Below are 24,723 nucleotides of genomic sequence, written 5' to 3' on the forward strand. Positions count from 1 at the left end.
GATCGGCCTCTTGAAGGATCATGGTCTTCAGGAAAGAATATTATGCCCAATCAGGAAGTCATGTTGGCCAAGTTGACCCGGCGGGAGTTCGAGACCTCCCTGGCCCTGGCCTTGTTTCCGGAGAATATTCGGTATGACGCCATGCACGATCAGGTGGAGTCATCAATTCTGGAATGGAAAAAATGTGGAATTTCTGAACCGTCTGAAGGGCTTGGTACGAAAACAAAGACTATTCGTGATTTTTAAAAGGGCCTTTACTCATGGAGAAAGTAAATGAGGTTGTCTAATAAGATAGACTTGTGGTTAATTGGCATTTGCCTTGCTCGGGCGGGCACAGGCCTAGTGTTAATTACTTATGCCGCAGCCCTGCCAGTGCTCCAACAAGAATGGCACATGTCCGCCGCGACAGGCGGCTCCATTTCCAGCGCTAACCAAATGGCCTACGCCATATCCCTGGTAGTTTTCTCCAGTTTAGCCGATTTGTGGGGAGCGAAAAGAGTCTTTTTGGGGTCGATGATTGCTGGCGGACTCTCCGCGTTAGCCTTTGCGCTCTTTGCCCGCGATTATTATTCGGGTCTCATTCTCTATGCCTTGGTGGGATTTGCCTTGGGCGGCTCCTACACTACTGGACTGATGCTCCTCGCTGAGCGTTACGTCATCGCCAGGCGGGGCATGGCCATGGGCTTTTTTATTGCCAGCACCTCGGCTGGCTACGCCATGTCACTTTTGATTAGCGGACTCGCCCTGCCCCTGGGAGGTTATAAACTCTCCTTTTTTCTAACTTGCCTGGGCGCACCAATTGGAGCGACGATAGCCTGTCTCACCCTTTGGCGGACCAAGAACACCGTTGTCAAGCGCCAAGCCAAGAAAGGTTTTACCCGGGATCTATTGGGGAATAAGCCAGCCATCTTGGTGATCGCCGGGTACTGTTTTCATAATTGGGAGCTCCTGGGTATGTGGACTTGGACCCCGGCTTTCCTCGCCGCTTGTTTCGGCGGGGAAGTCTTAAAAGCAGCCGGCTTGGGCTCCTATGTCACGGCCTTCTTCCACTTCACAGGTATGTTGGCCTCTTTTTCCATGGGCCTTTTGTCCGATCGTTGGGGGCGGGCGACAGTGCTTTTGGGTTTGTCCGGAATTAGCACCTTATGCTCCTTCCTTTTTGGCTGGACTTACAGTTGGCCGTTCATGATTACGATTGCATTGGGTGCTTTGTACGCCTTTTCTGCCCTTGGCGACTCACCGGTCCTTTCTGCTGCCTTGTCCGAAGCAGCAGATCCAGCTTACTTGGGCGCAGCCTTTGGTATAAGATCGCTTTTGGGGTTTGGCGCAGGGGCAGTGGCACCGCTGGTTTTCGGGCTGGTTCTCGATTGGACCAACCCTGGCACCATCGGCCGACTCTACGTCCATTGGGGCTGGGCGTTCTCTTCTTTGGGGCTGATGGGTCTGGGCGCGGTAGCCACGGCTATTATCTACAAGCGCGGGCTCAAGCCGGTGGCTAACTAATTGAAAATACACCAGTAAACGTCCCCTTTAACCTTTACCCGCCCAATAACCTGGATACCATAACGCAATCATCGGCGATACCCTTTTTAGGGGGTACATATTACAATCGGCAGGTCTTTCATGGTGATGAGTCCGGGTGGAGCCTCGACGACGCGGCGGGCAGAATTGACAGTAATTGCGGCCGTGGCTATATCCCCGTGGGTGCCTCCTTTGATTACTACTTCCATATTAGGAGTGCCGGATATATATATGGCATCGTAGGACTCTGGAGCCCCTAAAGAAGCCTCAAATTCTAAAGTAATGATTTCTTCCTTTCCTCTTAATCCATGGCCCAACTGCCGAACCCCTGCAGCTTGTCCTGATTCAACGGTGATATACTGGCTCTTTACCCGTTTCTTAGCTATCACTGGCTCGATGGTTTCGGTAATATCATCGAGTTTCCAACCTAAGCCGGCGGCAATCATAGATATAGATTCGGTAATTCCCACGTGCCTCAGGGTTCCATTATCCACTAATTTTTGGAATTCCTCTGGAGTACAGCCAGCACCGATCTTTTTTTGAAAAGGAAGACGACGGCTGCCGGCATCCTGGATTCTTATGGCTTTCACCCTTTTCACCTCCTGACAGACAGCCGTCATGAACAAAACCCAGCTGTCCATAAGGAAGCCGGGATTGACCCCTGTACCTAAAACGGTGACTCCGTTGCCTTTGGCGACCCTGTCAACTTCAGCTGCGAGCTGGGGATGGCTATGATACGGATAGGCTAACTCCTCAGTGGTGGAGACGATGTTCACCCCGAATTTCAGGAGCTTGGTCAGTTGGGGGGCAACGGTTTTTAGGGAGGAACTCGTTTGATGGAATACAACGTCCACCTTTTTTTTAGCCAGGAGACGATCTACATCATCGGTTATGCGGATCCCCAGTTTCTTGTCCAACCCAATAAGTTCCCCCAGGTCTCTTCCTACCTTCTCCTTGTCTATATCCACTGCCCCCACCAGCTTAATATCGGGTCGCTGCAGGGCTAACTTGGCCACCGCGCAACCAATGGGGCCACATCCGAATTGGACCGCACAAATCTTTTTCTGCATTAAATTTACCTCCAGTGTTTTTTCTATTTTAGCATCTCAACCCGTTCCCCCTCACCCCATCCCTCTCCCCGCCTCAGGAGACTGTGTCATAATCCGGGCGGGAGGGCGTGAACGAGGAAGCGACGGCGCATTCGGAGGGCATCGAAAATATGTGGTTTTCAGTGCGCCTCGATCCATGGAAGAACCACTGCCTTATGATTCCGAGAGAATGCCCTCCCCCCCGCCCCCTCGATTCCGCAATTGCGACACCGTCACCAGGGGGGAGAGGGGCAAGGTGAGGTGGCGGAATGTCAAGAGAGTAAATGGTTTGAATTAATAAATTTCTTTACGCCATTTCAGCCGATCCTCAATAACACCGCTTTGATAATCGCGAAGGATCCTTACCAGAGCATGGACCGCAGCCTGGATAATTCGCTCCCCTTTCTCCGGATTCCCCGTGGACGGATCACCCCAAACGCCCGGAACCCAAGTGGCCACATCCATAAGCACCAGTTCCGGCTGCAGATAAAGTTGGAGTGAAGTTTCAATTTCCCCGGAATGCCCGATGAAACCTTTGTCAGAAACGCTGACTTTTTTTATTTCTTCCGCCACGGACGGCAAATCCCAATAATTGTATCCTAAGGAAGAAAACCCTTCTTCGGCAGCCAATTTGGTGCGCATGGCAGCGATTACAGGGGAGTTCCCCGCATGACCGTTTAGGAAGAGTATCTTCTTAAATCCATGGGCATGAACGCTCACCGCCACCTGGGTAAGAAGTTCCACGAAGGTATGGTATTTGAGCGTAATGCTGCCCGGGTGGGGCATGTGATGAGGAGAGTATCCTGTCCAGATCGGAGGTAATACCAACACCGGGAACTCATCGATGGCCTGGGCTGCCCGTTGGGCAATGGTAAAACAGCAATTGGTATCGGTGTTAACAGGCAGGTGATTCCCATGCTGCTCGATGGAGGCGACCGGAATAATGACGATCGCATCTTCCTTGACCGCCCGCTCAAATTCGGATCGCCGGAGGGTTTCCCACAAAACTTTCTTCATATCTTGCCTCGTTTTATTGATGGTAGTATTTTCAAAATCTAACCACAGAGGTCACAGAGAAATTATCTGCCCCAGAAAAAAGACTCATGGGACAACGTTTTTCATCTCCCGCGCCACTTCTTCGGTGGCTTTAATGACCCTTTCAATGTCTTCTGCGGTATGAGCGAAGGATACAGCGCCCCCTCCATGCATTACAAAAACCCCATGGTTAATCATGCGGACTCGAAACTCATAATCGACTTTCTCCAAATCGGTAAGTTGATCCATCTGATTTGGGCTCTTAACTATGGTTTTAGGGTCGTAAGGAAAATAAAGGCCACATAAGGAACCCATACCGGTGGTCTTAGCTACGATCCCGTTTTTGATAAAGGCCTCGGCCATTCCCTCTCTTAATTTCTGGCCGAGTTGGCTGATTCTCGGATAGACCTCTTGCGCATGTTTTTTGAGGTATCCGACAACTTTATACCCCATAATCATAGAAAGAGGGGAGCAGGAAAAGGTCCCCCCGCCCACCATAACACTTTCTCCTTTGGGTCGTTTGATGGTGGCATCGCACAGAGAAAATATATCTCCTCTTCCAGCAATGACTCCGAGGTTGGCCCCACCCCCGCAAACCTTTCCCATCGTTACCATATCGGGTTTAATCCCGTAAACTTCCTGGGCGCCGCCCAGAGCGATCCGATATCCCGTAATGATCTCATCCAGGATAAGCAATGCTCCTAATTTGCTGGTTTCTTGCCTTAACATTTCCAGATATTCTTTGTCCACAGGGATCAAGCCTCCCGAGCCCACAATTGGCTCAATGATGACGGCGGCCAAATCTTCCTTCAACCGGTGAATCGTCTTCAAGGTTGATTCCAGGTCATTGAACATAATAGGTTGGGTGTATTGAGCGATTTCCGGCAAAACCCCCATACTTTCTGGTTTTTCATATGGGCCGCGAATCGCCCAAATAAGTTCATTGTTGGCTCCATGCCATCCACCCGCTACTTTAAGAATCATCCGTTTCTTGGTGAATCCCCTGGCCAGACGCACTGCATGCATGGTGGCCTCTGTGCCCGAAACCCCGAAGATGATCTTTTCCGCACACGGAACCGTCTGTTGAATGAGCTCAGCGAACTGAACTTCATACTCGTGTACGATCCCCCAATGGGTCCCTACCTCAAGGACCTCTTTTAAAGCTTCTTGAACAGTCGCTGGCTTATGGCCCAAAATCAGGGCAAAGTGCCCCATCCACAAGTCCACATATTCGTGGCCATCTACATCCCATATTTTGGATCCATCTACCCTTTTAACAAAAAAAGGATACGGGGGAATGAAACGAAATCGATGGCTGACACCTCCCGGCATAACTTTTTGGGCTCTGGCAAAAAGTCTCTTTGATCCAGGAGTTCGCTCCACATATTCCTTTATGTAATCTTTTTCCACCATGGAATCATCCCTCCAAAGTATTTATTGACCTCCCTACTACTCGGGGTAATATTTAAAAATATTTTCCAAAAAGGCAATCTATTTTGTGCCCCCATGAATGCGAGATCTTCTCCCCAAACGTCCGCGTCATAGATTCTTTCCTGAACCCTCTTAATACCTCTTCCTTGACCTCTCTTAAACTTTTAGGATTTGCCATGGGTTTCTCTTTTCCCCAGTAAAGCTGTGGGGGATATTAGGGTAAGAAATGTAGTGGGTTCTGAGCCATTATTTTTTGATCTATTAACACACCCCTAAAATCATGTCAATTGGAAAAGTACTCTGCCTCGCAGAAAGAGAGCACAAAAATCATATATCCTTGCTCCAACGGCGGAAGTAAAGCTCCAGGTCATGGAAGAACCACCACCTTTTGGCCCAGCGCAGCACCTCCCCGCCGGTGCCCCCTCTTTCATCACCCTCCCATCCGGGCTCCGTTAATCAAAGTAAATTCATCAACCTATTGAAAAGTGAAGGGGGGCAAGGAAAAAGTAACTTTATCTTAAAAAGGGGATAATTCTTGATATAATAGGAAATGTAGCGGGGGGGGGCAAAATTGGTGGTTCAGGAGAAAAAAATGAAAAAGCGGGTTTGGTTCATCATGAGTGTGGTTGCGCTGCTTTCTGCTTGTGCACCCGTTATCTCCAAACAAGGACTAAGAGAATTGGACCCTGAGATCACCTTCCAGAAATTACTCAAAGACCCAGATCGGTACAAAGAGAAGGTAGCCCTTTTGGGTGGACAAATTGTTTCCACCACGGTAAAGGAAGGCGAAACATGGGTTGAGGTCCTGCAAAAGCCTTTAAACTCGCAACAAAAGCCGGAAGACACGGATGTGTCCTACGGACGTTTTCTCGTCCACTTTATGGACTTTCGAGACCCAGCTATCTATTCGGGAGAGCGGAAAATTACGGTTCTGGGAGAGGTGCAAGGGAAAAAAGTGATGCCTTTAAAGGAGATGGATTACACTTACCCAGTGCTGATTCCGCGGGAATCCCACCTTTGGAAACCCGAGACCAGCAGCGGACCGTTCTTCCACTTCGGTATTGGTGTGGGAGGGGTGTTCAGATGAAGGGGTGGTTTCTTTTAATCTCTCTGGCGGCAGGGCTGATCATTTCTTGTGCTCCTATCTCTAAAGAGATTATGCACCAGGTGGACAAGACCCTAACCTTCCGGGATATCCAAAAAGACCCGGATTCTTACACGGGAAAGACCGTTTTATGGGGGGGAGTGATTGTCGAGACTTCCAACAGGCAGCAGGAAACGCTGATTAAGGTCCGGCAGACAGAATTGGACTATCAGCAAAGGCCAACCAATCTGGATCGTTCACTCGGACGCTTTTTGATCCGGCAGGCCGGCTTTCTCGATCCCGCTATTTACAAGGAAGGGCGTGAGATAACCGTTGCCGGGGAAGTGACCGGAAAGGAAGTTTTACCCCTCGGGATTAGCCAATATGTCTACCCGGTTCTTGGGGCCAAAGAGATTCACCTGTGGGAGCGGCGCCCAGAGTACCGGCCGATTTATCCCCCTTGGTACTACGACCCCTATTATTTTTGGTGGCACCACCATCCTTACTGGCGGCATCCTTATGGGTGGTAAAGAAACGCAAGGCGCAAGGCGCAAGGCGTGAGGCGTGTGGAAAAAGGTATAGGCTTTATGGCTTAAAAGCTTCAACCAGGGCATCCATATGCTCCCCCTCCTGGAAGAGCCGGATATGGACGAACCCTGCCTTTTTCAGGCCGGCTTTTATTTCCTCGAAAGTAAAAGTGTTACCGCCGGTCGTACCCAGAAGCATATTCACGGCGAAAATGGCCCCATCTCTCGGGCGGGTCCGGTCCTCGGCCATGACGTGATCCCGAATTACCACCCGGCCCCCTGGATTTAGAGACTGAAACACCTTGGCAAACAGGTCAAGATTTTGTTCCGGACTGTTTTGATGAATGATGGCCGAGATGAAAGCCAGGTCATGACCTGCAGGTAGTTCGTCACGGTAAAAGTCTCCGGCGACCAGAGTAACCCGGCCTAGAACCCCCGCGTGGCTTAGACGTTGCCGGGCCATCTCAATGACCGCAGGCCGGTCAAAAAGAGTGGCTTTCATTGCTGGAACAGCCTGCAGGAAAGCCAAGGTGTAAGTCCCCGAGCCTCCGCCCACATCCAACAGAGCCTTCGCTAAACCGGGAAGGACCGCGGCCACGACCCGCGGAGCCAAGGGGGAGGCAATCACGTGCATGGCCCCGATGAAGGCCTGAAGTTGCTCAGCATCTTGAGAAAGTGCCACCGGTTTCTCGGAAGGGCTCACGCCTTGAACGACGCTAGTCAGGTGAGACCATCTTCGCCAGAGGTCGGCCATATGAAGAACCATGGGCAGAACGGAATCGGGAGAGTCCGCCGCAAGGCAAAGGAAAACGGAAGGGGAGGATTGGTAGGTTTCTTTCCGCTTGATCAGAAGACCCATGGCCGCCAGCGCATCGAGGAGGATGGTCAAGGGCCGAAGGTCTGCGTGAATTCTGCCGGCGACTTCCTGAGCGGATAATGGAGCCGGACCCAAAAGGGTGAAAAGGTCAAGCTCAGCGCCGGTGAGCAAAATGCGGCTTTCCATAAAGTTCCTGGTCAAACTTAAGATCGTCTGTGGACTGACATTAATCATACCAACCTCCATCCCCATCCGAGATTAATTGTTAGGCCAATCGAAATAATATGTCCCCGGAATTCCCACCTTATTTAACCAATGGCGTCGTTGATGGCTGGAAGAGGAAAAAGTCATACACCGCCCGGGCAATCTGAGCAATCGCCCGTTCTCGTTCTGGAATCCCTTTTTCCGAGGACTTCACGAAGACGGCAATAACGATGTGTCCAGCATCATCTGGGAGCGTAATAATCCCCACGTCATTGGTTATTCCACCAATCGTACCCGTCTTGTGCGCAACGGTGGTTTCGGCGGGCAGGATGCCTTTGAGCCGGGCCTCCCCTGTTCGACACCGCTCCATAATATCGAGGAGCAATGCTCCACTTTCCCGTTTCAGGAGATCCCCGCGGTAAATCCGTTCCAACAATACCGCCATGGTCTCAGGCGTTGTGGTATCGCGGGAATCCGCTTCAAACTTCGCGGCTGCCGCTTTCCTGGACTCGGGTGTCGTCGCCTCATAGAGTTTTTTAAAGAGTTCCGGCTTCCATTCAGTTTCTGGTGGTAAGTTGTAGCCCTCCGCGTCAGCAATTAAATTTATCGTAGGCCGATGAATCTCCATATCCCGGATGCCTAAAGCCCTCATGCGGGCCGTGACCGCTTCTGGGCCACCGGCCAGGCGTAACAGCAGATCGGTGGCGCTATTATCGCTAATAAGCAGCATCAGTTCGAGAAGATTCCGGACTGAAAGCACCACTCCGGCTTTATTGAATAGAGTTGTCAGGACTCCGCCCCCGGGATGGAGATCATTGGGTTTCAGCTCAACCATCTGATCAAGCGTGATCTTTCCTTGATCGACTCGGGTAAGAAGCTGAACGGCAATGGGAACCTTGTACGTGCTGGCCATCGGAAAGCGTTTACTGGCATTGAATGCTATTCGCCGACCGGATTCGATGTGAATGGCGCTAACCCCAACCGTTCCCCCTGCTGATTGCGCTGCCCGGGTGATCTCACGTTCGAGTCGCTGGAGTGGAATGTCCGTAATGAGGCTTGGACCGACTTTAACAGGTGTTTGAGCCAAGCAAGCCGTAGAAAGGGAAAGGAGGAAAAACAAAAGGATGATTTTCAGGATTGGGTTCATGGTAATTAGCCCCTTCGGCATTGCACGGTTAACGATTCATTATACGGCCTCAAGTGAAAACCTGGCTCCAATTCACCATGTCCTGTTTTAGGATGCTTTTAACTCCGATGTGCAATGACCGCAACGAGTCGCCTTAATGGGGATGGTTGATAAACAATAGGGACAATCTTTCGTTGTTGGCTCAGCTGCAGGAGCTTCCTTCTGGCGGTACAATTTATTGATACTGCGGATGAGTGTGAACATGGCAAGGGCAACGATGAGAAAACTGATGATGGCATTCACAAATACCCCTACGTTGACCGTCACTGCTCCGGCCGCCTTGGCGCTGGCCAAAGAAGCATAAGGAGAGGCCACTTTCCCATCTTTCAGAACGATGAAGAGATTGGAAAAATCAACATTGCCCAGCACCAGACCAATGGGGGGCATGATGACATCCGCGACCAGGGAGTTAACGATCGTACCAAAGGCAGCGCCGATGATGATTCCAACGGCCATATCTATTACGTTTCCCCGCATAACAAATTTTTTAAAATCTTCGATCATGCTTTTCCTCCTTATTATTGGGGCTGAATAATTTTCTCACTACAACACCTTTGGCGATAGCCAATCATGCTGATTTCAATTATATATTGTTTTTTATTCAGGAATATCTTAAATTTAAGCTGACAAAAACGGAAAAGATCAAGAGGGGGCTGAAAGCATTTCCAGCAGCTCTTCTCTGGAGAAAGATTTCAGTAAACCCGGATCATCTTCCCGGATAATATTGTCCATTAATTTTCGCTTTCTCGCAATCAAGGCCGATATCTTTTCTTCCAAAGTTCCCTCTGTGACCAGTTTAAAGACCTGCACACCCCGCCTCTGCCCGATCCTGTGGACTCGATCGGTGGCCTGATCTTCTTTAGCGGCATTCCACCACCGGTCATAATGAATGACCACCGATGCGGCTACCAGATCGATTCCTGTCCCTCCGGCCTTCAAACTTCCCACGTAAATTCGGCATGCCGGGTCTTCATTAAAGCGCGAGATGATTTCACCCCGCTTCCGGCTCGCCCCGGTTAGGGTTACAAAGTCAATACCCAATCCTTGCAAGAAGTTCTCTATAATTTGAATCATCCCGAGGAACTGACTATAGACAACCACCTTCTGCCCGCTTCCTAACGACTCAGTGATTAGCTCTTTGAAGAGCTCCCATTTGCCGGATTGATATTTTTCGAAATCATCCAACTTTCCTTCGACCAGGGCAGGATGATTACAAATTTGCTTGAGCAGGGTAAGCAGGGCGAAGATATGCATGTACGGTATTGCTTTTTCCCTCCGCTTAATGGCTTCGACTAGTTCTTTGCCCCTCGAAGAAATCGCATCCCGATATAACTTGATTTGATCATCGCTGAGGGCGCAGGTACGAATGTCTTCGATCTTTGCCGGTAGCTCCTCCAGGACGGTCTTTTTCAGCCGGCGCAGAGTGAATGGAGATATCAATCGGGCCAGGGCCTTTGGCCTCTCACCGGCCGGGTTCAGTTCAATGGATTCGCCATATCGCGAGCTGAATTTTTCATCGGTCCCCAGATACCCGGGGACTGTCAAGTCGAAAAGGGCCTTCAGTTCTCCCAGCTTATTTTCAATAGGTGTTCCGGTAAGACCAATTTTTACTGTAGCCTGGAGGTTTCTGGCGGCTTCATAGGCCAGAGTCTGAGGATTTTTGACGTTTTGTATTTCATCAAATACGGCAAGGGGAAAAGGGATTTTCTTCAGCAGTTCAATATCGCGGCGGAGGATACCATAGGAAGTGATTAGCACATCGCTATCGCGAAGAGTTTTTTCGAGATCGCGCTGTCCACCGTGAAAGACCGCCCCCTTCAAGGCCGGCGCATGTACGGAGATTTTACCTTGCCAATGGCTCAGGACCGTTGTTGGGCAGACGACCAGAAAAGGTTTCTTCAATCTTCCCTTCTCCCGCAGCGCCACCATAAGACCCATTACCTCGTGGGTCTTGCCCATGCCCATGTCATCGCAGAGAAGGCCTCCCAAACCGTTTTCAAACAAGAAGAGCAGCCATTCCACTCCCAGCTTCTGGTAGGATCTTAAGGGCGAGGTCAACCCTCCCAATGCTGGCAAGAGGCGGGCAGGCTTCAACTCCAGCATAGTTTTTAGCAAAAAGGCCGTCTTGCTTTTACCGACTATTTCCAGGGGCTGGCGGCTGAAGGCCTGAAGGCGCAAAAGATCCATGCGGGAAAGCTTTACTTGATCCGGTTGCCGGGCGAGCTGCTTCCCGGGAAATTGGGCGAGGATCGGATCAAGGCTTTCAAAAACCTGGGATTGACAATCTACCCATCCATCAGCAGTGGATAAGAAACGCTCCCCTTTTTTCCTGGCCTGAAGGATCTGCCCGAGGGAGATAGACGAATTGCCGAATCCATATTTTACGGAAAGCCAGCACCAGTCCCGCTGCAGGGCTGCGGGCGTGATTTCCATCCTGTCAAAATTGGTGTAGATCTTAAGGCTTCTGACCGAGGCATCGACAATGTGGGCGCCTTCCCGAAGCTCTGGGCCAAATTCCTGCAAAAAGCTGGGGACCTGGGATTTTTTGAGCACCATTCGGGTGGGCTTAGCAAATTTTTCCTGCATTTTCCCGGAAGGCTCCAGCTCGGCCAGTACACCCAGATCTTTGATATAGATCAGATCTCCGTACCGGAACCGTTCCAGGTCTTCTCTGGCAAAAAACCTCGCCTCGCCATCTTCCTTAAGGACTTGGACGATCGGTTTGATCTGCAGGTCCATTTTTTTATTCGCGGAAATCTTAAATAAAGATTTCAGGGGAACCGGATGGATCGCCAGTTCACGCTGATTCGGGAAGATTTCCCGGAAAGCCGAGAGTAAACTTTTGACCCGCTGGCGGGGGATGACCATACGCCCAATGGCATCCCCTCCGCCATGCTTGAAGGTTAGGGTGAACTCCCCGGAAGTTTCCTCAATGGTCGGGTGAAAGGTGTTATCCCGGTCTCCAAATTCACGAAAGCAGTGATAGGCGAGCCGGTACCAAAAACTTTCTTCCAGGACCTGTCGGATCGTTTTGAATCCCATCTGGGCCATGTACCGTTCTTCACTCGTAAGCGTGAGGGCAGCAAGCTTCCCCAAAAGATCGCTCCGGTGGGGCACCACATGCTCCCCGGTAACCTGGTGCATGCGCTCTATGAAGCGGATGGCATCGGAGGCCTGGGAAAAGTAATGCAGCCTTTCTCTTCCCCCGGCGTCAACCACCCGGATCATTCTCTTTGATTGCAGATCGACAAACTGAAGATGGGCGGATCCCGCCGTTTCCTGGGATCCATCGGCCAGGATGGTGGCCAGGCGGTACCAGAAACTCGCCCGGAAAGCCTCTTCGGGAGTTTGTTCTCTGTATTGCTTTTGGAAGGTTTTATACAAAGCAATTAACTTGAGAATATGTTCACAAGTCCGCCTCTTGGAAACGGTACAGGAACAGAACCTTTGATCCCGTTCTTTCTTGTTGCCTTTCAGAAAAAGAGCGCCTCCAGTACTCCGGTCCACCGGGTCCGGAACCAGTGCGAACCCATGCCGAAAAAACTCGAGCCGGTGAAAATCTGACGCCAACACTGTGGAATTATGATTACATTCCTCAGCGCTCAAAGTCTGTTGAAAGCTTACCTTATTCCTTTTAACTCGAGCTACAATTTTGCTCATTTCCGATTACATCTTTCTTTTATTCTTAATATTACCAACCTCAGCCTAACCCTACTCGGGAAGAAAGGATTTGAAATTTCACCTCATTCAAGCTATGGCATGAATGGGGGGTTTAGGAGAGAAGGGGTAGTGAAGGGGGGCACCCATTAAAAGGATCTTTTAATCACCTAATCTTAGCGCCTTTTAAGATTTTATGGGCGCTTTTTAAATTTGAAGGAATCGAAACCCCATAAGGGCATTTATCCAGACATTGCTGGCAATCAGAACAGGCTTGGGCATTGACTGATAATGAACCATACTGACTCCGGGCCCAGTCTTTTAGGCCATAATAGCGATAATAGTTTTCATGGCGGAAAACATCGGGAATGGGGATTCCCTCCGGACATGGAAGGCAATAACCGCAATTGCGGCAAAAACCCTTTCCTGCCTCTCCGGCTTTCTCCATGAATTTCCGGATCTCCTCAGCCGACAGTTCCCGCGGCTTCCTGCCGACAACGATATTTTCTTCCAATTCATCGAGCGCCATCATGCCCGGGATGGCGCAGGTGATATGAGGATTGGAAAGAACATAGCGCAGGGCAAGTTGGGCGGGCGATTCTCCCTTGAAGAATTGGGGGTCCCAGCCTCTGGCTGGGAACTGAGCTAACCTTCCCCCGGCCAGGGGCTTCATGGCAATCAGGCCTACCCCTTGGGCCGCGGCTGTGGGCAGGAGGTCGGCGCTCAAGCGATCCTCATCGATGGCACTGTAGGCCACCATTAAAGCCGAGAAAACTTTGGATTCCACCGCCTGCTTCATCATGGAAAGAGAACCATGAATGCTGATCCCGATCTGAGAGATCTTCCCTTCCCTCCGGGCCTTTTCCATCTCTTCCAGGCCACCGGCATTGAATATTTTTTCGTATTCCGGCCCGCGAACGTCGTGGAAAAGGAGGAGGTCGATCCATTCGGTCCGCAACCTGCGCAGGCATCGCTCCAGCTTTCTCCGGACCCCCGGGCCGTCTCTTTCATCCACTTTGGTAGCGAGATAAAACTCCTGGCGTCTCTGCTTAAGGGCCTGGCCGATTTTTTCCTCGCTGTCGCCGTAACAGTCCGCTGTATCTATAAAGTTGATGCCAGCATCGAGCGCTCGATTTAAAAGGTCCCCACATTCCTTCATCCCGACCCGCGGCAGTTTGATGGCTCCAAACCCGATCACGGAAACAGGCCATCCTGTCCTGCCTAAGATTCTCTTCTGCATCGGTACGACTCCACGAACCTTATTTCCTTATCTACGGCGTAATTATCCTTCTTGTGGCTCAGGTTTGAAGATGAAGCGTTCAAAAAGCTTATGGTAAGAGGTCCATCGGGAAGGATCCTCCTTTTCCTTTTCGATCCAACCTAAAAATCCATTGACCTTAGCGTCCAGGTCATCTATCTGGTGAAGAAGAAGCGCCTCCAAGGTCATGGGTAGCTTGGGGGAGCCAAAGGCATACTCTCCATGATGGCTGAGGAGGTTATGCTTCAGGAAAAGCGAGAGGGTTTCAGGGAATTCCGGAATGGCCTTTATTTTCTGGTCAACCATTTCTACGGTGAGGATGATATGTCCCAGGAGTCGCCCCGAGTCCGTGTAATCGAAAGCCCGGCCAAAGGTAAGCTCGGCTACTTTCCCAATGTCATGAAGAATTCCACTGGTGATCAGAAGATCCACATTAATCCCCTTGTATCGCGGACCTACCAGAAGGATAAGTTGAACGACGGAAAGGGTATGCTCCAATAGACCTCCAAGGTAAACATGATGAACCGCCTTCGCCGCCGGTGCCAGTTTGAATTTTTTTACGAAATCTTCGTCGGCGAAGAAGGCATCTAAAAGCTTTTGCAGATAGGGTTGCTGCACGCCGGAAGCAATGTTTTTGATTTCGGAGAACATTTTTTCGACATTTAGGGGTGTCCTCGGAAGAAAATCGTCCAGTAAAACCTCGGTTTCCTCACATTTCCTCAACTTGAGGATGCGCAGTTGAAGCGTTCCTTGAAATTCATCAACTTCTGCTCTCACCTTAATAAAATCGTCTTTGGCAAATAGAGCACCGAAGTCCAAAGCGTTCTCCCAGATGCGTCCTTCGACCTCTCCCGTGCGGTCGGCCAGACGGAGAGAAAGATAGAGGTTTCCGGTCTTTGTTCTGGTCAGGCTCTTTTCTCTGACGAGAAAAATGCTTTCTACAGCGTGGCCTTTTTTCAATTGATTAACGAAAACTTTTTCCATATCTTCCTCCCTACACCCTTTCTTATTTCATATAGCCCATTGCCTGTCGCCTATCGCCTATTCCTTATCGCCTTATTCCAATTTCTTTAGAATTGCTTCCGCGGCCTTCATGCCGTCGAGCGCTGAACTGACGATCCCTCCGGCATAACCTGATCCCTCACCAATGGGATAAAGGCCTCGAACATTCTGGGATTGATAATCCTCCCCGCGCAGGATACGCAGGGGAGCTGACGTGCGAGTTTCGATGCCCAGCAACATCGCTTCGGTGGAGGAAAACCCTGGCATCTTCCGGTTGAAATAAGGAAGTGCTTCCCGCAGGCTCTCCGCCACAAAAAGCGGCAGGCATTCCTCCAATCGAGCGGGAGTAATACCCGGCTTAAAGCTCGTCTTCCTCAATGAAGAAGGCTCTCGGCCTTCTAAAAAATCGGGGAGCCCCTGGGCAGGTGCGTGGTAGTTTCCTCCCCCCAATTGAAAAGCTTTCTCCTCCCATCGACGCTGGAACTCCATTCCTGCGAATGGCCCTTGAGTACCGAAGTCTTCCAATCCCACCTGAATGACCAGGGCGCTGTTGGCCCAGGGAGAATTGCGGCGAAACAGGCTCATTCCATTGGTTACCAACCCTTGCAATTCAGAACTGGCTGCGATTACGGCCCCACCCGGGCACATGCAAAAGGAATAAACCGCGCGCCCTTTGGAGCAGCGGTAGGTTAATTGGTACTCTGCCGGGGGTAAGCGGGGGTGTCCAGCGGATGAACCATATTGGATGCGGTCGATGAGTCTTTGGGGATGTTCAACCCGCAGCCCGATGGCCAAGGGTTTACTTTCCATTGCCACCCCCGCGTTGTCAAGCATCCGGTACGTATCCCTGGCGCTGTGTCCCGGGCCCAAAAGGAGAATAGGTGTATCGACTTCTTTTTGGTTGTTAATAACGACCCCTTGAAGATTGCCCTGGAAGATTTTAAGTCCGGTCACTTTGGCCTGAAAATGGAACTCGGCACCTTGTTCTTTAAGATATTGGCGCATGGCCATGATCACCCGGCGCAATCTATCCGTTCCGATGTGAGGCTTCTGCAGATAAAGGATTTCCGCAGGAGCTCCAAAATGGGAAAAAACATTTAGGATGGCGGCAACTCGCGGATCGTTTAGGCGCGTGAAAAGCTTTCCGTCTGAAAACGTCCCCGCTCCTCCTTCCCCAAACTGGATATTGCTTTCCGGGTCCAGGATCCCGCTACGCCAGAATTTTTCTACATCCTTGACCCGCTCGGGCACCTCTTTGCCGCGTTCCAAAAGCAGCGGGGGCCAGCCGGCCTCGGTTAGTCTTAGAGCGGCGAAGAGCGCAGCAGGGCCGGTCCCGACAATAATGGGGCGACGCTGGGGTTTGTTCTTGATGCGCCAAGGAGATGGGGAAGGTTTGGCCGTGACCTTTTGCATCTGCAGGGAAGAGGAGGTTTTGCCAAGAACTTTCTTTTCTTCTTCCACCGGAAGGGACAATTCCAGGGAGTAGACGAAGCGCAGGCGATTCTTGTGGCGAGCGTCCAGAGACTTTTTGATAATCTTGATGCCCTGAATTTGTTCGGAGGAAACCCCGATCGCCTGGGCAATCTTTTGCTGAAGGTCGGCTTCTTGCTCATCCAGGGCTAAGGTAATGTTAGATATAAGGATCGTCATAGGCAATTTAATTTAACACATTTTTTCCAGAGGTTTCACGCTAAAAATATTAGCGCTAGTGCTTAGTTGCGAAAATTCGCATTGTATTTTTTGTGATAATTTCGCCCCGCTTTGTCGTGGTCCGGGCGGCAGGGTGCTGAGCGCGGGCGGCATCGGCCGGGAGATGACCCGGTTCCATGCTAAAGCTGAGTCTCCGCAAAAGCCAGGCGGGGTGCCCTTTCCCGCCTCAGCTATGGAAAGACCATCGCCTCATGATGCCAAGCGAAGCGCTCTGCCGCCCGGACCTGGGGAAAGCTGCCAATATTACGCTAATTTTTGCAACTTAGCACTAGATAGAGGTTGACAGCGGGGTAATCGTTGGATAGATTGATCACAGAGGTCATGTTGGCGGATGAAACGCCCGGGTAAGATAATTGCCATCGGATTTTTATTCTTGCTGCCCTCTTGCCTCAGCTTGTTTCTGGAAAAGCCCACCTTCACTTTGAAGGAAATCGAGATCAAGCGCATCTCCTTCCAGGAGATCGATTTCCTTTTGGGCATTGAGGTGCAAAACCCGAATTCGTTTGATTTGAAGCTGCGAGCCCTGGAATACACGGTCTATCTCAGCGATCAGGAAGTGGGAAAAGGTCGTCTGGAAAAAGAAATTACAATCGTTAAATCGGCTTCCACCCTCGTTCCGGTTCCTTTGCAAACGAACTTAAAAAGCCTGGGCAACCCCTTGGCCCTTATCCTGGCGGGCAAGGATTTGCGGTATAAAATCGAGGGGGCAGCAATCATCAAGGCTAGTATGGGCAGCACCACCGTCCCCTTCTCCAAAAGCGGTGAAATCAAATTAAAAAAATAGGTGTAAGGTTTAAGGCGTGAGGCTTAAGGCTCTTTTTAACTTAACACTTAACACTCAACCCTGTATTTCCTAAAACAGCGCCTCGACGAAATCCCGGGCGTTAAACTCGCGCAGGTCATCCAATTTTTCCCCGATGCCAATGTAGCGCAGAGGAATTTTTAACTCATCAGAGATGGCGATAAGAATTCCCCCTTTGGCGGTACCATCCAATTTGGTTAGAGCGATCCCGGTTACTCCCACGGCTTGGTTAAACATCTTGGCCTGGCTAATGGAGTTTTGTCCCGTCGTCGCATCCAGGACTAAGAGAATCTCGTGAGGAGCACCGGGTATCTCTCGTCCCATAATCCGTTTAACTTTTTTCAACTCCTCCATGAGGTTGACTTTGGTATGCAGCCGGCCCGCTGTATCCACGATGACGACGTCGATTCCCCGTGATTTTGCGGCTTTCAAGCCATCGAAAACGACCGCTGAGGGGTCGGAACCGCTTTTTTGTTTGATTACATCGCAGCCCGCTCGTTGCCCCCAAATTTCCAGCTGCTCGATGGCCGCAGCCCGGAAAGTATCAGCGGCAATCAGGAGAACCGATTTACCCTGAGCCTTGAATTTCTGGGCCATCTTGCCGATGGTCGTCGTCTTGCCCGTACCGTTGACGCCAATGACCATGATGACAAAAGGGCGGGTGGCAGAGAGGTTAAGGGGGTTCTCCTGCTGGCTGAGGATGTGCAGCATTTGTTCCTGGAGGTTTTTTTTCAATAAATCCGCATCCTCAAGTTCCTTGCGCTGAACCTTTACCGCGACATTGTGCAACAATTCCTGGGTGGTTTTTACCCCGATGTCGCTGGTAATTAAAATTTCTTCCAGTTCCGCCAGAAGATCATCATCGATTTTTTTCTTTCCGGCAATCAGTTGATCGATCTTGCTGACCAGACCCTGGTGCGTCTTAAAAAGGCCCTGTTTCAGCCGCTGGAAAAACCCCTTCTTCTCTTCAGCCATCTTAACTCCGTGAGGCGTAAAGCGTGAGACGCAAGGAGTAATAGTCATAGGTCATTAAGTCTTTGGTTATTGACCATTGATCATTGACCTTTGCCTATCGCCTATAACCTATTGCCCCGAACCTTGAGCCCGTTGCCTTTTTTTTAATTCAATTTTACCGAGACCAGCTTGGAGATGCCCATCTCTTCCATGGTGACACCGTAAAGCGTGTCAGCCAGCTCCATGGTGAGCTTGTTGTGGGTGACGAGGATAAATTGATATTTTTGGGCCATATCTTTGATCATCTTGTTGAACCGCCCGATATTGGCGTCGTCCAGGGGAGCATCCACTTCGTCCATAAGACAGAAGGGGCTAGGGTTAATAAGGAAAAGAGAAAAGATTAAAGCCACGGCGGTCAGGGCTTTCTCCCCGCCGGAAAGAAGGCTGATGTTCTGCAACCTCTTTCCCGGTGGCTGGGCAATGATGTCCACACCGGTTTCCAGAAGGTTGGATTCATCCGTAAGCACGAGCTCCGCCCGCCCGCCGTTAAAAAGAACCGTGAAGATCTCCTTGAACTTCTGGTTTACCGCTTCAAACGTTTCCGCAAAGCGCTTACGGGAAGTGCGGTTGATCTTCTTAATCGCCTGGTCCAGGGCCTCCAGAGATTGCACCAGATCTGCTTCCTGTTCGGTCAAGAACTCCAAACGGGTTTTGGCCTCCTCATATTCCTGAATGGCCAACAGATTCACCTCACCCATGGATTCGATCAAAGATTTCAGTTCCCCGAGGCGGGCTTCAACCTCTGGAGAAAAGTAATCTCGCTCATCTTCCTTGGCCAGCAAGGCTTCAGGGCTCAGGCGATGTTTTTCCTCCACCTGGGAGAGAAGGTGTTTGATGTTAAGGTCGATTTCCATGAGTTTCATGGAAAGGGCGTTTTTCTTTTCCAGCAGGTTCTGGAGGGTTCCCCGGCGTTCCTTCCAACGACTCTCCTCTTTTTCAAGATTCTCCCGTTCCTCCCGTAAGGCCTCTTTTGCACCTTCCAGTTGAGAGTGGAGTTCCTGATGCACCGATAGCAGGCGTTGGAGATCAACCTCGGCCAGCCGTCGTTTTTCTTCAACGGCGTGGATCAGCTGAATGCTTTCTTGAACTTCCTGGCGGCGTTGCCCAAGAAGGGCGGTCGTCTCCTGAGAAAGTTTTCGGGCCCGCTCCAGGTTTTGGTCCAGGTTCTGTTTCTTCTCCTGAAAAGTGCCCAGGCGTACTTTCGCTTCCGTGACTTCGGCCATGAGCCCTTCGATTTCAGCCTTCAGGTGTTGTAAATCTTGCTCTCGGCAGCGAAGGTTTTCCTCTTTTTCGTTCTTTAGAAGTTCAGAGGTCTGAAGCGCCGCTTCGGTTTTCCGGGCCTCCTGCTGGCATTCGACCAACTCTTCGGCCAGCTGGCTTTCTTCCATCAGCAGGGTTTCGATCTTTTGCTTCCAGTGTTTCCATTCGGCTTGGTACTGGTCTATCTCCTTCGTTTCGCTAACCATCTGCAAATCCTGGCTGTGGAGGGTTTGGGTCAGCCCGGCGATCGAAGCTTCCAATTCCTTAATGCTCGTGGCAAGCTGCTCTTGGGTGCTCTCCAGCTCAATGACTTGCTGCCGGAGTTCTTCTGCGCTTTGAGTCAAGTCGCGAATTTCCCTTTTGCGGTGGAAGGTACCTGAGCCGATTTGCTCCTTGCTCCCTCCCGTGACGACGCCGGAAGGGTGCAGAACTTCCCCATCGAGGGTAACCAGGGTTTTCCAGATGGAGTTGCGGTTCCAGAGGTCGATGGCCTGGCGCAAGTCAGAGACCACCCAGACATCTCCGAAAAGATAGGTCGCCAGATGAGCAAACTCTTCCTTCACCTTAACCAGATTTAAAAGCGGGATCACTCCTTCATTGGCGGAGGCTGGTGAGGGAAGGGCTGGGTTTTGTTTCAACTGCAAGGGAATAAAGGTGGAGCGGCCGGCTCCCTGAGCTTTCAGGTATTCAATGGCTTTCAGACTTTCTTGATGATCCTGGACGATGAAGTGTTGTAACCGCTCGCCCAAGACCGACTCAACCACGCATTCGTATTTTGGTTCCGTCTCGACGATGTCTTCAACCAGTCCGTAAATACCGTTCTGGAATGATTCCTGCGCCTGCCGTTTCAGCAGGATGGCTCGCACCCCCTCCTGGTACCCTTCAAAGTTTTTCTGTAACTCCAGAAGGGAGTTTAGACGAGAGCTCTGCCGGTTCAGGCGTTCCCTGCTCTGGGCCAGTGATTCTTGCAGGGCCGCAAGGGAAGATTGCAGTTCTTTGACCCGCAGGATTTTCCGTTGCCGTTCCTCCTCGATCTGATTGTGGGCCTTCCGGCAATCGTCTAACTGCAGGGATATGCTGGTAAGGAGGGCGCGGGTTTCTTCAATCTTTAACTCCGCTTCTTCTCTCTCACGGCCGATCTTACCCTTACGCTGGGAGAGTTCTTCCGAACGGCGGGCAAGGTCAATGAGCAGATTCCTCAAATGGGCCAAGTGGGTAAGGAGGTCTACCAGACTGTTTTTCCCCTGGGAGAGGGCCTGTTCCGCCTGCGCATGCTGGGCTTTTTTCTCCAGGAGAATCTGTTCTTTTCCGGCGAGAAATTCAGCGTAATAGACAATCTTTTCCTGCTGTTCCTTTAAGTTTTCTTCGTAGGCCTGAATTTCTTTTTCAGCCCCCTCCTGTTGCTGAAGGAGTTTGCCGATTTCCTCTTCCGCTCGGGAAACCTGTTTCTGAAGATTTTCGCGCTCGCGGGTGGACAACTCAATTTCAGTTTCTCGGTCTTTAATCCCCCCTTCGTTTTCGGACAGCCGCCCTTGCTGGACAGCCAGGTCCCGTTCCCCATCTAGTAAATTAACCTTGATTCGTTCGAGGGCAGTTTCCACTTTCTTGATTTCCGCCGTAGCACGAACCTCAAGATCCTCGATTTCCTGCAGGGAAGTTTTCCATTCCCGGCGTTGGGCTTCTAAGTTGTGCCAGGTCTGAGCTGCCTGCCCCAGTTCCAGGGCGCGGATCTCCTCGCGGTATCCCTTATAGCGCTCGGCTTTTTTGGCCTGGCGGTTTAAGGAATTAATCTGCCGTTTAATCTCTCCGATGATATCGTTAAGGCGCAAGAGGTTCTGCTGGGTTGCCTCCATTTTGCGCTGGGCAGCGGCTTTGCGATCTTTGTATTTGGTGACTCCAGCCGCTTCTTCTATGAGGATTCGTCTTTCTTCGGGCTTAGCGCTCAAAAGGAAATCCATTTTCCCCTGCTCGACGATGGAGTAGGCCCTATGCCCGACTCCCGTACCCAGAAAAAGATCGGTAATGTCTTTGAGGCGGCAGGGTACTTTATTGATATAGTATTCGCTCTCCCCCGAGCGGAAAAGCCTCCGGCTTACCGATATCTCAGTGAAATCCAGGTAATCCGCAATCGGGTGGCCATTTTCATTGGCAAAGGTCAGAGTTACTTCGGCCATACCCAGTGGTTTTTTGCTTTCGCTCCCGTTAAATATGACATCTTCCATTGCTTTTCCCCGGAGTTGTTTGGGGCTTTGTTCTCCGAGGGCCCAACGGATGGCGTCCACGACGTTAGACTTTCCACAACCATTTGGGCCTACAATGGCCGTTACGCCGGACGGAAAGCCGATCTCGATCTTTTCCGAGAAAGACTTGAACCCGCAAACCTCAATTTTTTTAATCTTCATGGCCACCCCTTAGATTGATTTTCACCAGTTTTCCGGCAACCTGCTCGTAAGTTAATGGTCATGCCTTCAAATTCATAAATGATAATTAAAACGAATAGTTTATCAATAAATAATTTCCTTTGGGCCAGGTATTTTGAATTTTTCGCTATTTTACCAAGGTAGAGAATTTTTGTAAAGCCAAAAATACAACTAAATGTATATTTATATTTATGAGCCACAACATATTGTGGGATGATGTAGATAAAGTGGTTTATTTCTGGAAAAAGAATGAGGGAAAAACAGGTGGGCTAGGTTTAATTGGTGGTGATTTTGGAAAAGTCGCCAATTTTTAAAAAAAGCTGAGCAATTTTAATCAATAAGGACAATCGGTTGTTTCTTATCTTTTCATCTTCGGCCATGACTAAAACTCCATTAAAGAATTCATCTACGGGTTTGCGCAGCAAAGAGAGTTCTTTCAAGGCCGAAGTATAATCTTTCTGGGAGATCTTTTCCCCAGCTTTTTTTTCTATTTTTCCGTAGGCTTCAAAGAGCTCCTGTTCGCAAGCATTTTCGAATTGCCGGGTGTTCACTTCACCGGGAACATGGGATTTGGATATATTGACCACTCTTTTGAAGGCGATGGCCAGGGGTTCGAAGTCGGGAACCTGCTTCAGATCATGGAGAGCCTTGGCCCTTTCCCGTAAATCAACCAGGTTATCAAAGCCAACGGCCAAGGCCGCCTCAACTGCATCAGGGGAAAGCCCCTGGGAATTGAGCAGATTCTGTATCCGACCTCTGAAAAACTCAAGAACATCCGCCTTGATTTCCTGCGAAGGCCGTTCAATTTTTTCCGCCAAGAGGGCGAGGCTTCGTTCAAGAAGGGTGGAGAGTAAGAGATCATACCGTTTCTCCAGGATGATGTGAATGATCCCAAGGGTCTGGCGGCGAAGGGCGTAAGGGTCGGCTGTCCCCGTAGGAATCAGTCCCACCCCGAAACAACCAACGATGGTATCCAATTTATCCGCCATGCTGAGGACCGCCCCCGGATGAGAAGAAGGAAGGGTTCCTCCTGCTGTTGTTGGCAGATAATGCTCAAAAATGGCCAGAGCTACCTCTTCCTTTTCCCCGGATAACCTGGCGTAGACCTGTCCCATGACCCCCTGAAGGTTGGGAAACTCGCCCACCATACCCGTGATCAAATCCCCCTTGCAAAGAAGAGAGGCCCGTTGGACCATCTCGCGTTGTTCAGGGGCAATGCTTCCAATGAGGAAGTCGGCGAGTTGAGATAGGCGTATTACCTTTTCGTAAGAGGTACCCAGCTTGGAGTGAAAGACGACTTTCTTCAGTCCTTCTAAGCGCTGAATCAAGGGAATCTTTTGGTCTCCGATAAAGAAAAATTTAGCGTCGGATAAACGCGCGTGCAGAACCCGCTCGTTGCCCCGCGCTACCACGTTGGGATTTCTGGGTTTCGTATTGGAGACGGTCACAAAAAAAGGCAAGAGGCTACCTTCCGCATCAACGATGGAAAAGTAGCGTTGGTGTTCCCGCATGGCGCTGATGAGAACTTCCCGGGGGAGAGAGAGAAATTCTTTGGAGAAGCTCCCCCTTATGGGCACGGGATACTCCACGAGGAAGGTCACCAGTTCCAAGAGGTCATCGTCGGGCAAAAGGTGGCCGGAAACTTCGCTGGCCGCTTTGTTTACTTCCGTTAGGATGAATTCTTTGCGTTCTTCTGGGTTAACGATCACGAAGGAGTTTTTTAACCTGCGCAAATAATCAGCAAGGTCTTTGACCTGGAAAGAGCCAGGGGCCAGGAAGCGGTGGCCGCGGGAAAGATTGCCAGACGAAATATTCCCTACTTGCCAAGGCACAACTTTGCCGTCGAAGAGGCAGAGGATCCAGTGGATGGGGCGGGCGAAGGAATTCTCCAAATCCATCCAGCGCATGGACTTCGGGAAAGAAATAGAGGAGATCAATCGAGGAAGAATGGTCGGGAGCAGGTGAATCGTTTCTTCCCCTTGCTCTTCCTTGCGGGCGCAGACATATTCTCCCTTCTCCGTTTTGACAATTTGTAATTCCTCCACCGCAATTCCCTGGCCCTTGGCAAACCCCAAAGCCGCCTTCGTCGGTTGCCCTTTTCCGTCGAAGGCGATGCGCTTCGCCGGCCCGACCACTTCGATGAACCGCTTCTCTTGGACGGAGGTCACTCCGGTGGCCATAAGAACCAGCCGCCTCGGCGTTCCCACGGCCCTGATTTCCTTAAAAGCAAGGCGGTAGCTCTGGAATTCTTTTTCCAGGAGAGCCTTCATTTCTTCCAAAGCTCGGGGGATAAACCCCGAGGGAATTTCTTCTGTTCCGATTTCTAACAATAATTCAGACATTTTTAATCCATAAATTTAATAGGACGCAGATTTACGCAGATAACCGCAGATAATTATTTTATTTTAAGTTTATCCTGATAATCTGTGTTCACCGATGAACACAGATAATTCTTTAACTTAAATTGAGCGATTTTTCTAAACCACAGAGAACCCAGCGCGGCATAGCCGCAACCAAAAGAAATCACCCCCTCCCAACCATCCCCCCTCGAGGGGGAAGGTGTGAAAAAATTGGGGAACATGAAAATTTTTCTTGACTAGCCATATAGCTATATGATAAAATGCCTCTATCCTGAGAATCTCTCTGGAGGAGGTCGGCATGGGTTACTTTTCGAAGGTGCAAGTGATTGAACGGGCCAAAGGGCAAC

18 protein-coding genes are annotated in these 24,723 nt (G+C 50.5%); 5 read left to right on the forward strand and 13 right to left on the reverse strand.

The genetic code is table 11. The features are described from left to right. Together Q7V48_03340 and Q7V48_03345 are read left to right on the forward strand one after the other, a co-directional pair. Positions 1-246 (forward strand): hypothetical protein (locus tag Q7V48_03340; GenBank protein MDO9209770.1); only part of this gene is annotated, 246 nt, incomplete at its 5' end. Positions 247-273: 27 nt separating this feature from the next. Further along, positions 274-1,503, forward strand: coding sequence for an MFS transporter (locus tag Q7V48_03345; GenBank protein ID MDO9209771.1), 1,230 nt, complete (start codon positions 274-276; stop codon positions 1,501-1,503). A gap of 86 nt (positions 1,504-1,589) precedes the next feature. Here Q7V48_03345 and Q7V48_03350 read toward each other — a convergent pair whose 3' ends face one another. From Q7V48_03350 to Q7V48_03360, 3 genes are all read right to left on the reverse strand, one after another. Beyond that, entirely contained in the window at positions 1,590-2,591 is a 1,002-nt protein-coding gene (locus Q7V48_03350; GenBank protein ID MDO9209772.1) for a dihydrodipicolinate reductase, read from the reverse strand. Positions 2,592-2,903: 312 nt separating this feature from the next. Next, positions 2,904-3,626, reverse strand: coding sequence for a creatininase family protein (locus tag Q7V48_03355; protein ID MDO9209773.1), 723 nt, complete (start codon positions 3,624-3,626; stop codon positions 2,904-2,906). Positions 3,627-3,710: 84 nt separating this feature from the next. After that, positions 3,711-5,057 carry an aspartate aminotransferase family protein gene (locus Q7V48_03360; protein ID MDO9209774.1) on the reverse strand — a complete coding sequence of 449 codons (1,347 nt, stop codon included), beginning with the start codon at positions 5,055-5,057 and terminating at the stop codon, positions 3,711-3,713. A 610-nt stretch (positions 5,058-5,667) separates the two neighbouring features. On the opposite strand from Q7V48_03360, the gene Q7V48_03365 reads away from it, so the two are divergent. Both Q7V48_03365 and Q7V48_03370 read left to right on the forward strand, forming a co-directional pair. After that, positions 5,668-6,162, forward strand: coding sequence for a Slp family lipoprotein (locus Q7V48_03365; GenBank protein ID MDO9209775.1), 495 nt, complete (start codon positions 5,668-5,670; stop codon positions 6,160-6,162). Beyond that, positions 6,159-6,689, forward strand: coding sequence for a Slp family lipoprotein (locus Q7V48_03370; protein MDO9209776.1), 531 nt, complete (start codon positions 6,159-6,161; stop codon positions 6,687-6,689). Before Q7V48_03365 ends, Q7V48_03370 begins: the two co-directional genes overlap by 4 nt. Positions 6,690-6,744: 55 nt before the next feature. On the opposite strand, the gene Q7V48_03375 is transcribed toward Q7V48_03370, so the two are convergent. The 7 genes from Q7V48_03375 to Q7V48_03405 all read right to left on the reverse strand — a co-directional run bounded on the left by Q7V48_03375 (position 6,745) and on the right by Q7V48_03405 (position 16,460). Next, positions 6,745-7,737, reverse strand: a complete 993-nt coding sequence (locus Q7V48_03375) for a methyltransferase (GenBank protein MDO9209777.1) — start codon at positions 7,735-7,737, stop codon at positions 6,745-6,747. A gap of 70 nt (positions 7,738-7,807) precedes the next feature. Further along, entirely contained in the window at positions 7,808-8,854 is a 1,047-nt protein-coding gene (gene bla, locus Q7V48_03380) for a class A beta-lactamase (protein ID MDO9209778.1), read from the reverse strand. Between the two features lie 87 nt (positions 8,855-8,941). After that, positions 8,942-9,397 carry a large-conductance mechanosensitive channel protein MscL gene (gene mscL, locus Q7V48_03385; GenBank protein ID MDO9209779.1) on the reverse strand — a complete coding sequence of 152 codons (456 nt, stop codon included), beginning with the start codon at positions 9,395-9,397 and terminating at the stop codon, positions 8,942-8,944. Between the two features lie 138 nt (positions 9,398-9,535). Next, complete coding sequence (locus tag Q7V48_03390; protein ID MDO9209780.1) at positions 9,536-12,553, reverse strand: DEAD/DEAH box helicase; 3,018 nt, start codon at positions 12,551-12,553, stop codon at positions 9,536-9,538. A gap of 163 nt (positions 12,554-12,716) precedes the next feature. Then, positions 12,717-13,790 carry an aldo/keto reductase gene (locus Q7V48_03395; protein MDO9209781.1) on the reverse strand — a complete coding sequence of 358 codons (1,074 nt, stop codon included), beginning with the start codon at positions 13,788-13,790 and terminating at the stop codon, positions 12,717-12,719. Positions 13,791-13,832: 42 nt separating this feature from the next. After that, a complete protein-coding gene (locus Q7V48_03400; GenBank protein ID MDO9209782.1) occupies positions 13,833-14,792 on the reverse strand; it encodes an HD domain-containing protein in 960 nt (319 codons plus the stop codon). Between the two features lie 72 nt (positions 14,793-14,864). Next, positions 14,865-16,460 (reverse strand): hypothetical protein, encoded by a 1,596-nt coding sequence (locus tag Q7V48_03405; GenBank protein MDO9209783.1) that lies wholly within the window; start codon positions 16,458-16,460, stop codon positions 14,865-14,867. A 391-nt stretch (positions 16,461-16,851) separates the two neighbouring features. On the opposite strand from Q7V48_03405, the gene Q7V48_03410 reads away from it, so the two are divergent. Next, positions 16,852-17,304 carry an LEA type 2 family protein gene (locus Q7V48_03410; protein MDO9209784.1) on the forward strand — a complete coding sequence of 151 codons (453 nt, stop codon included), beginning with the start codon at positions 16,852-16,854 and terminating at the stop codon, positions 17,302-17,304. Positions 17,305-17,373: 69 nt separating this feature from the next. Here Q7V48_03410 and ftsY read toward each other — a convergent pair whose 3' ends face one another. The 3 genes from ftsY to glyS all read right to left on the reverse strand — a co-directional run bounded on the left by ftsY (position 17,374) and on the right by glyS (position 24,358). Then, on the reverse strand, positions 17,374-18,297 hold the full coding sequence (gene ftsY / locus Q7V48_03415; protein MDO9209785.1) for a signal recognition particle-docking protein FtsY: 924 nt from the start codon (positions 18,295-18,297) through the stop codon (positions 17,374-17,376). Between the two features lie 143 nt (positions 18,298-18,440). Next, positions 18,441-21,998 (reverse strand): chromosome segregation protein SMC, encoded by a 3,558-nt coding sequence (gene smc, locus Q7V48_03420; GenBank protein MDO9209786.1) that lies wholly within the window; start codon positions 21,996-21,998, stop codon positions 18,441-18,443. 293 nt (positions 21,999-22,291) lie between these two features. Further along, positions 22,292-24,358, reverse strand: a complete 2,067-nt coding sequence (gene glyS, locus Q7V48_03425) for a glycine--tRNA ligase subunit beta (GenBank protein ID MDO9209787.1) — start codon at positions 24,356-24,358, stop codon at positions 22,292-22,294. Between the last annotated feature and the right edge of the window lie 365 nt (positions 24,359-24,723).

It is taken from the genome of Deltaproteobacteria bacterium (assembly GCA_030654105.1).
In the GTDB taxonomy this organism is placed as follows: domain Bacteria; phylum Desulfobacterota; class SM23-61; order SM23-61; family SM23-61; genus JAHJQK01.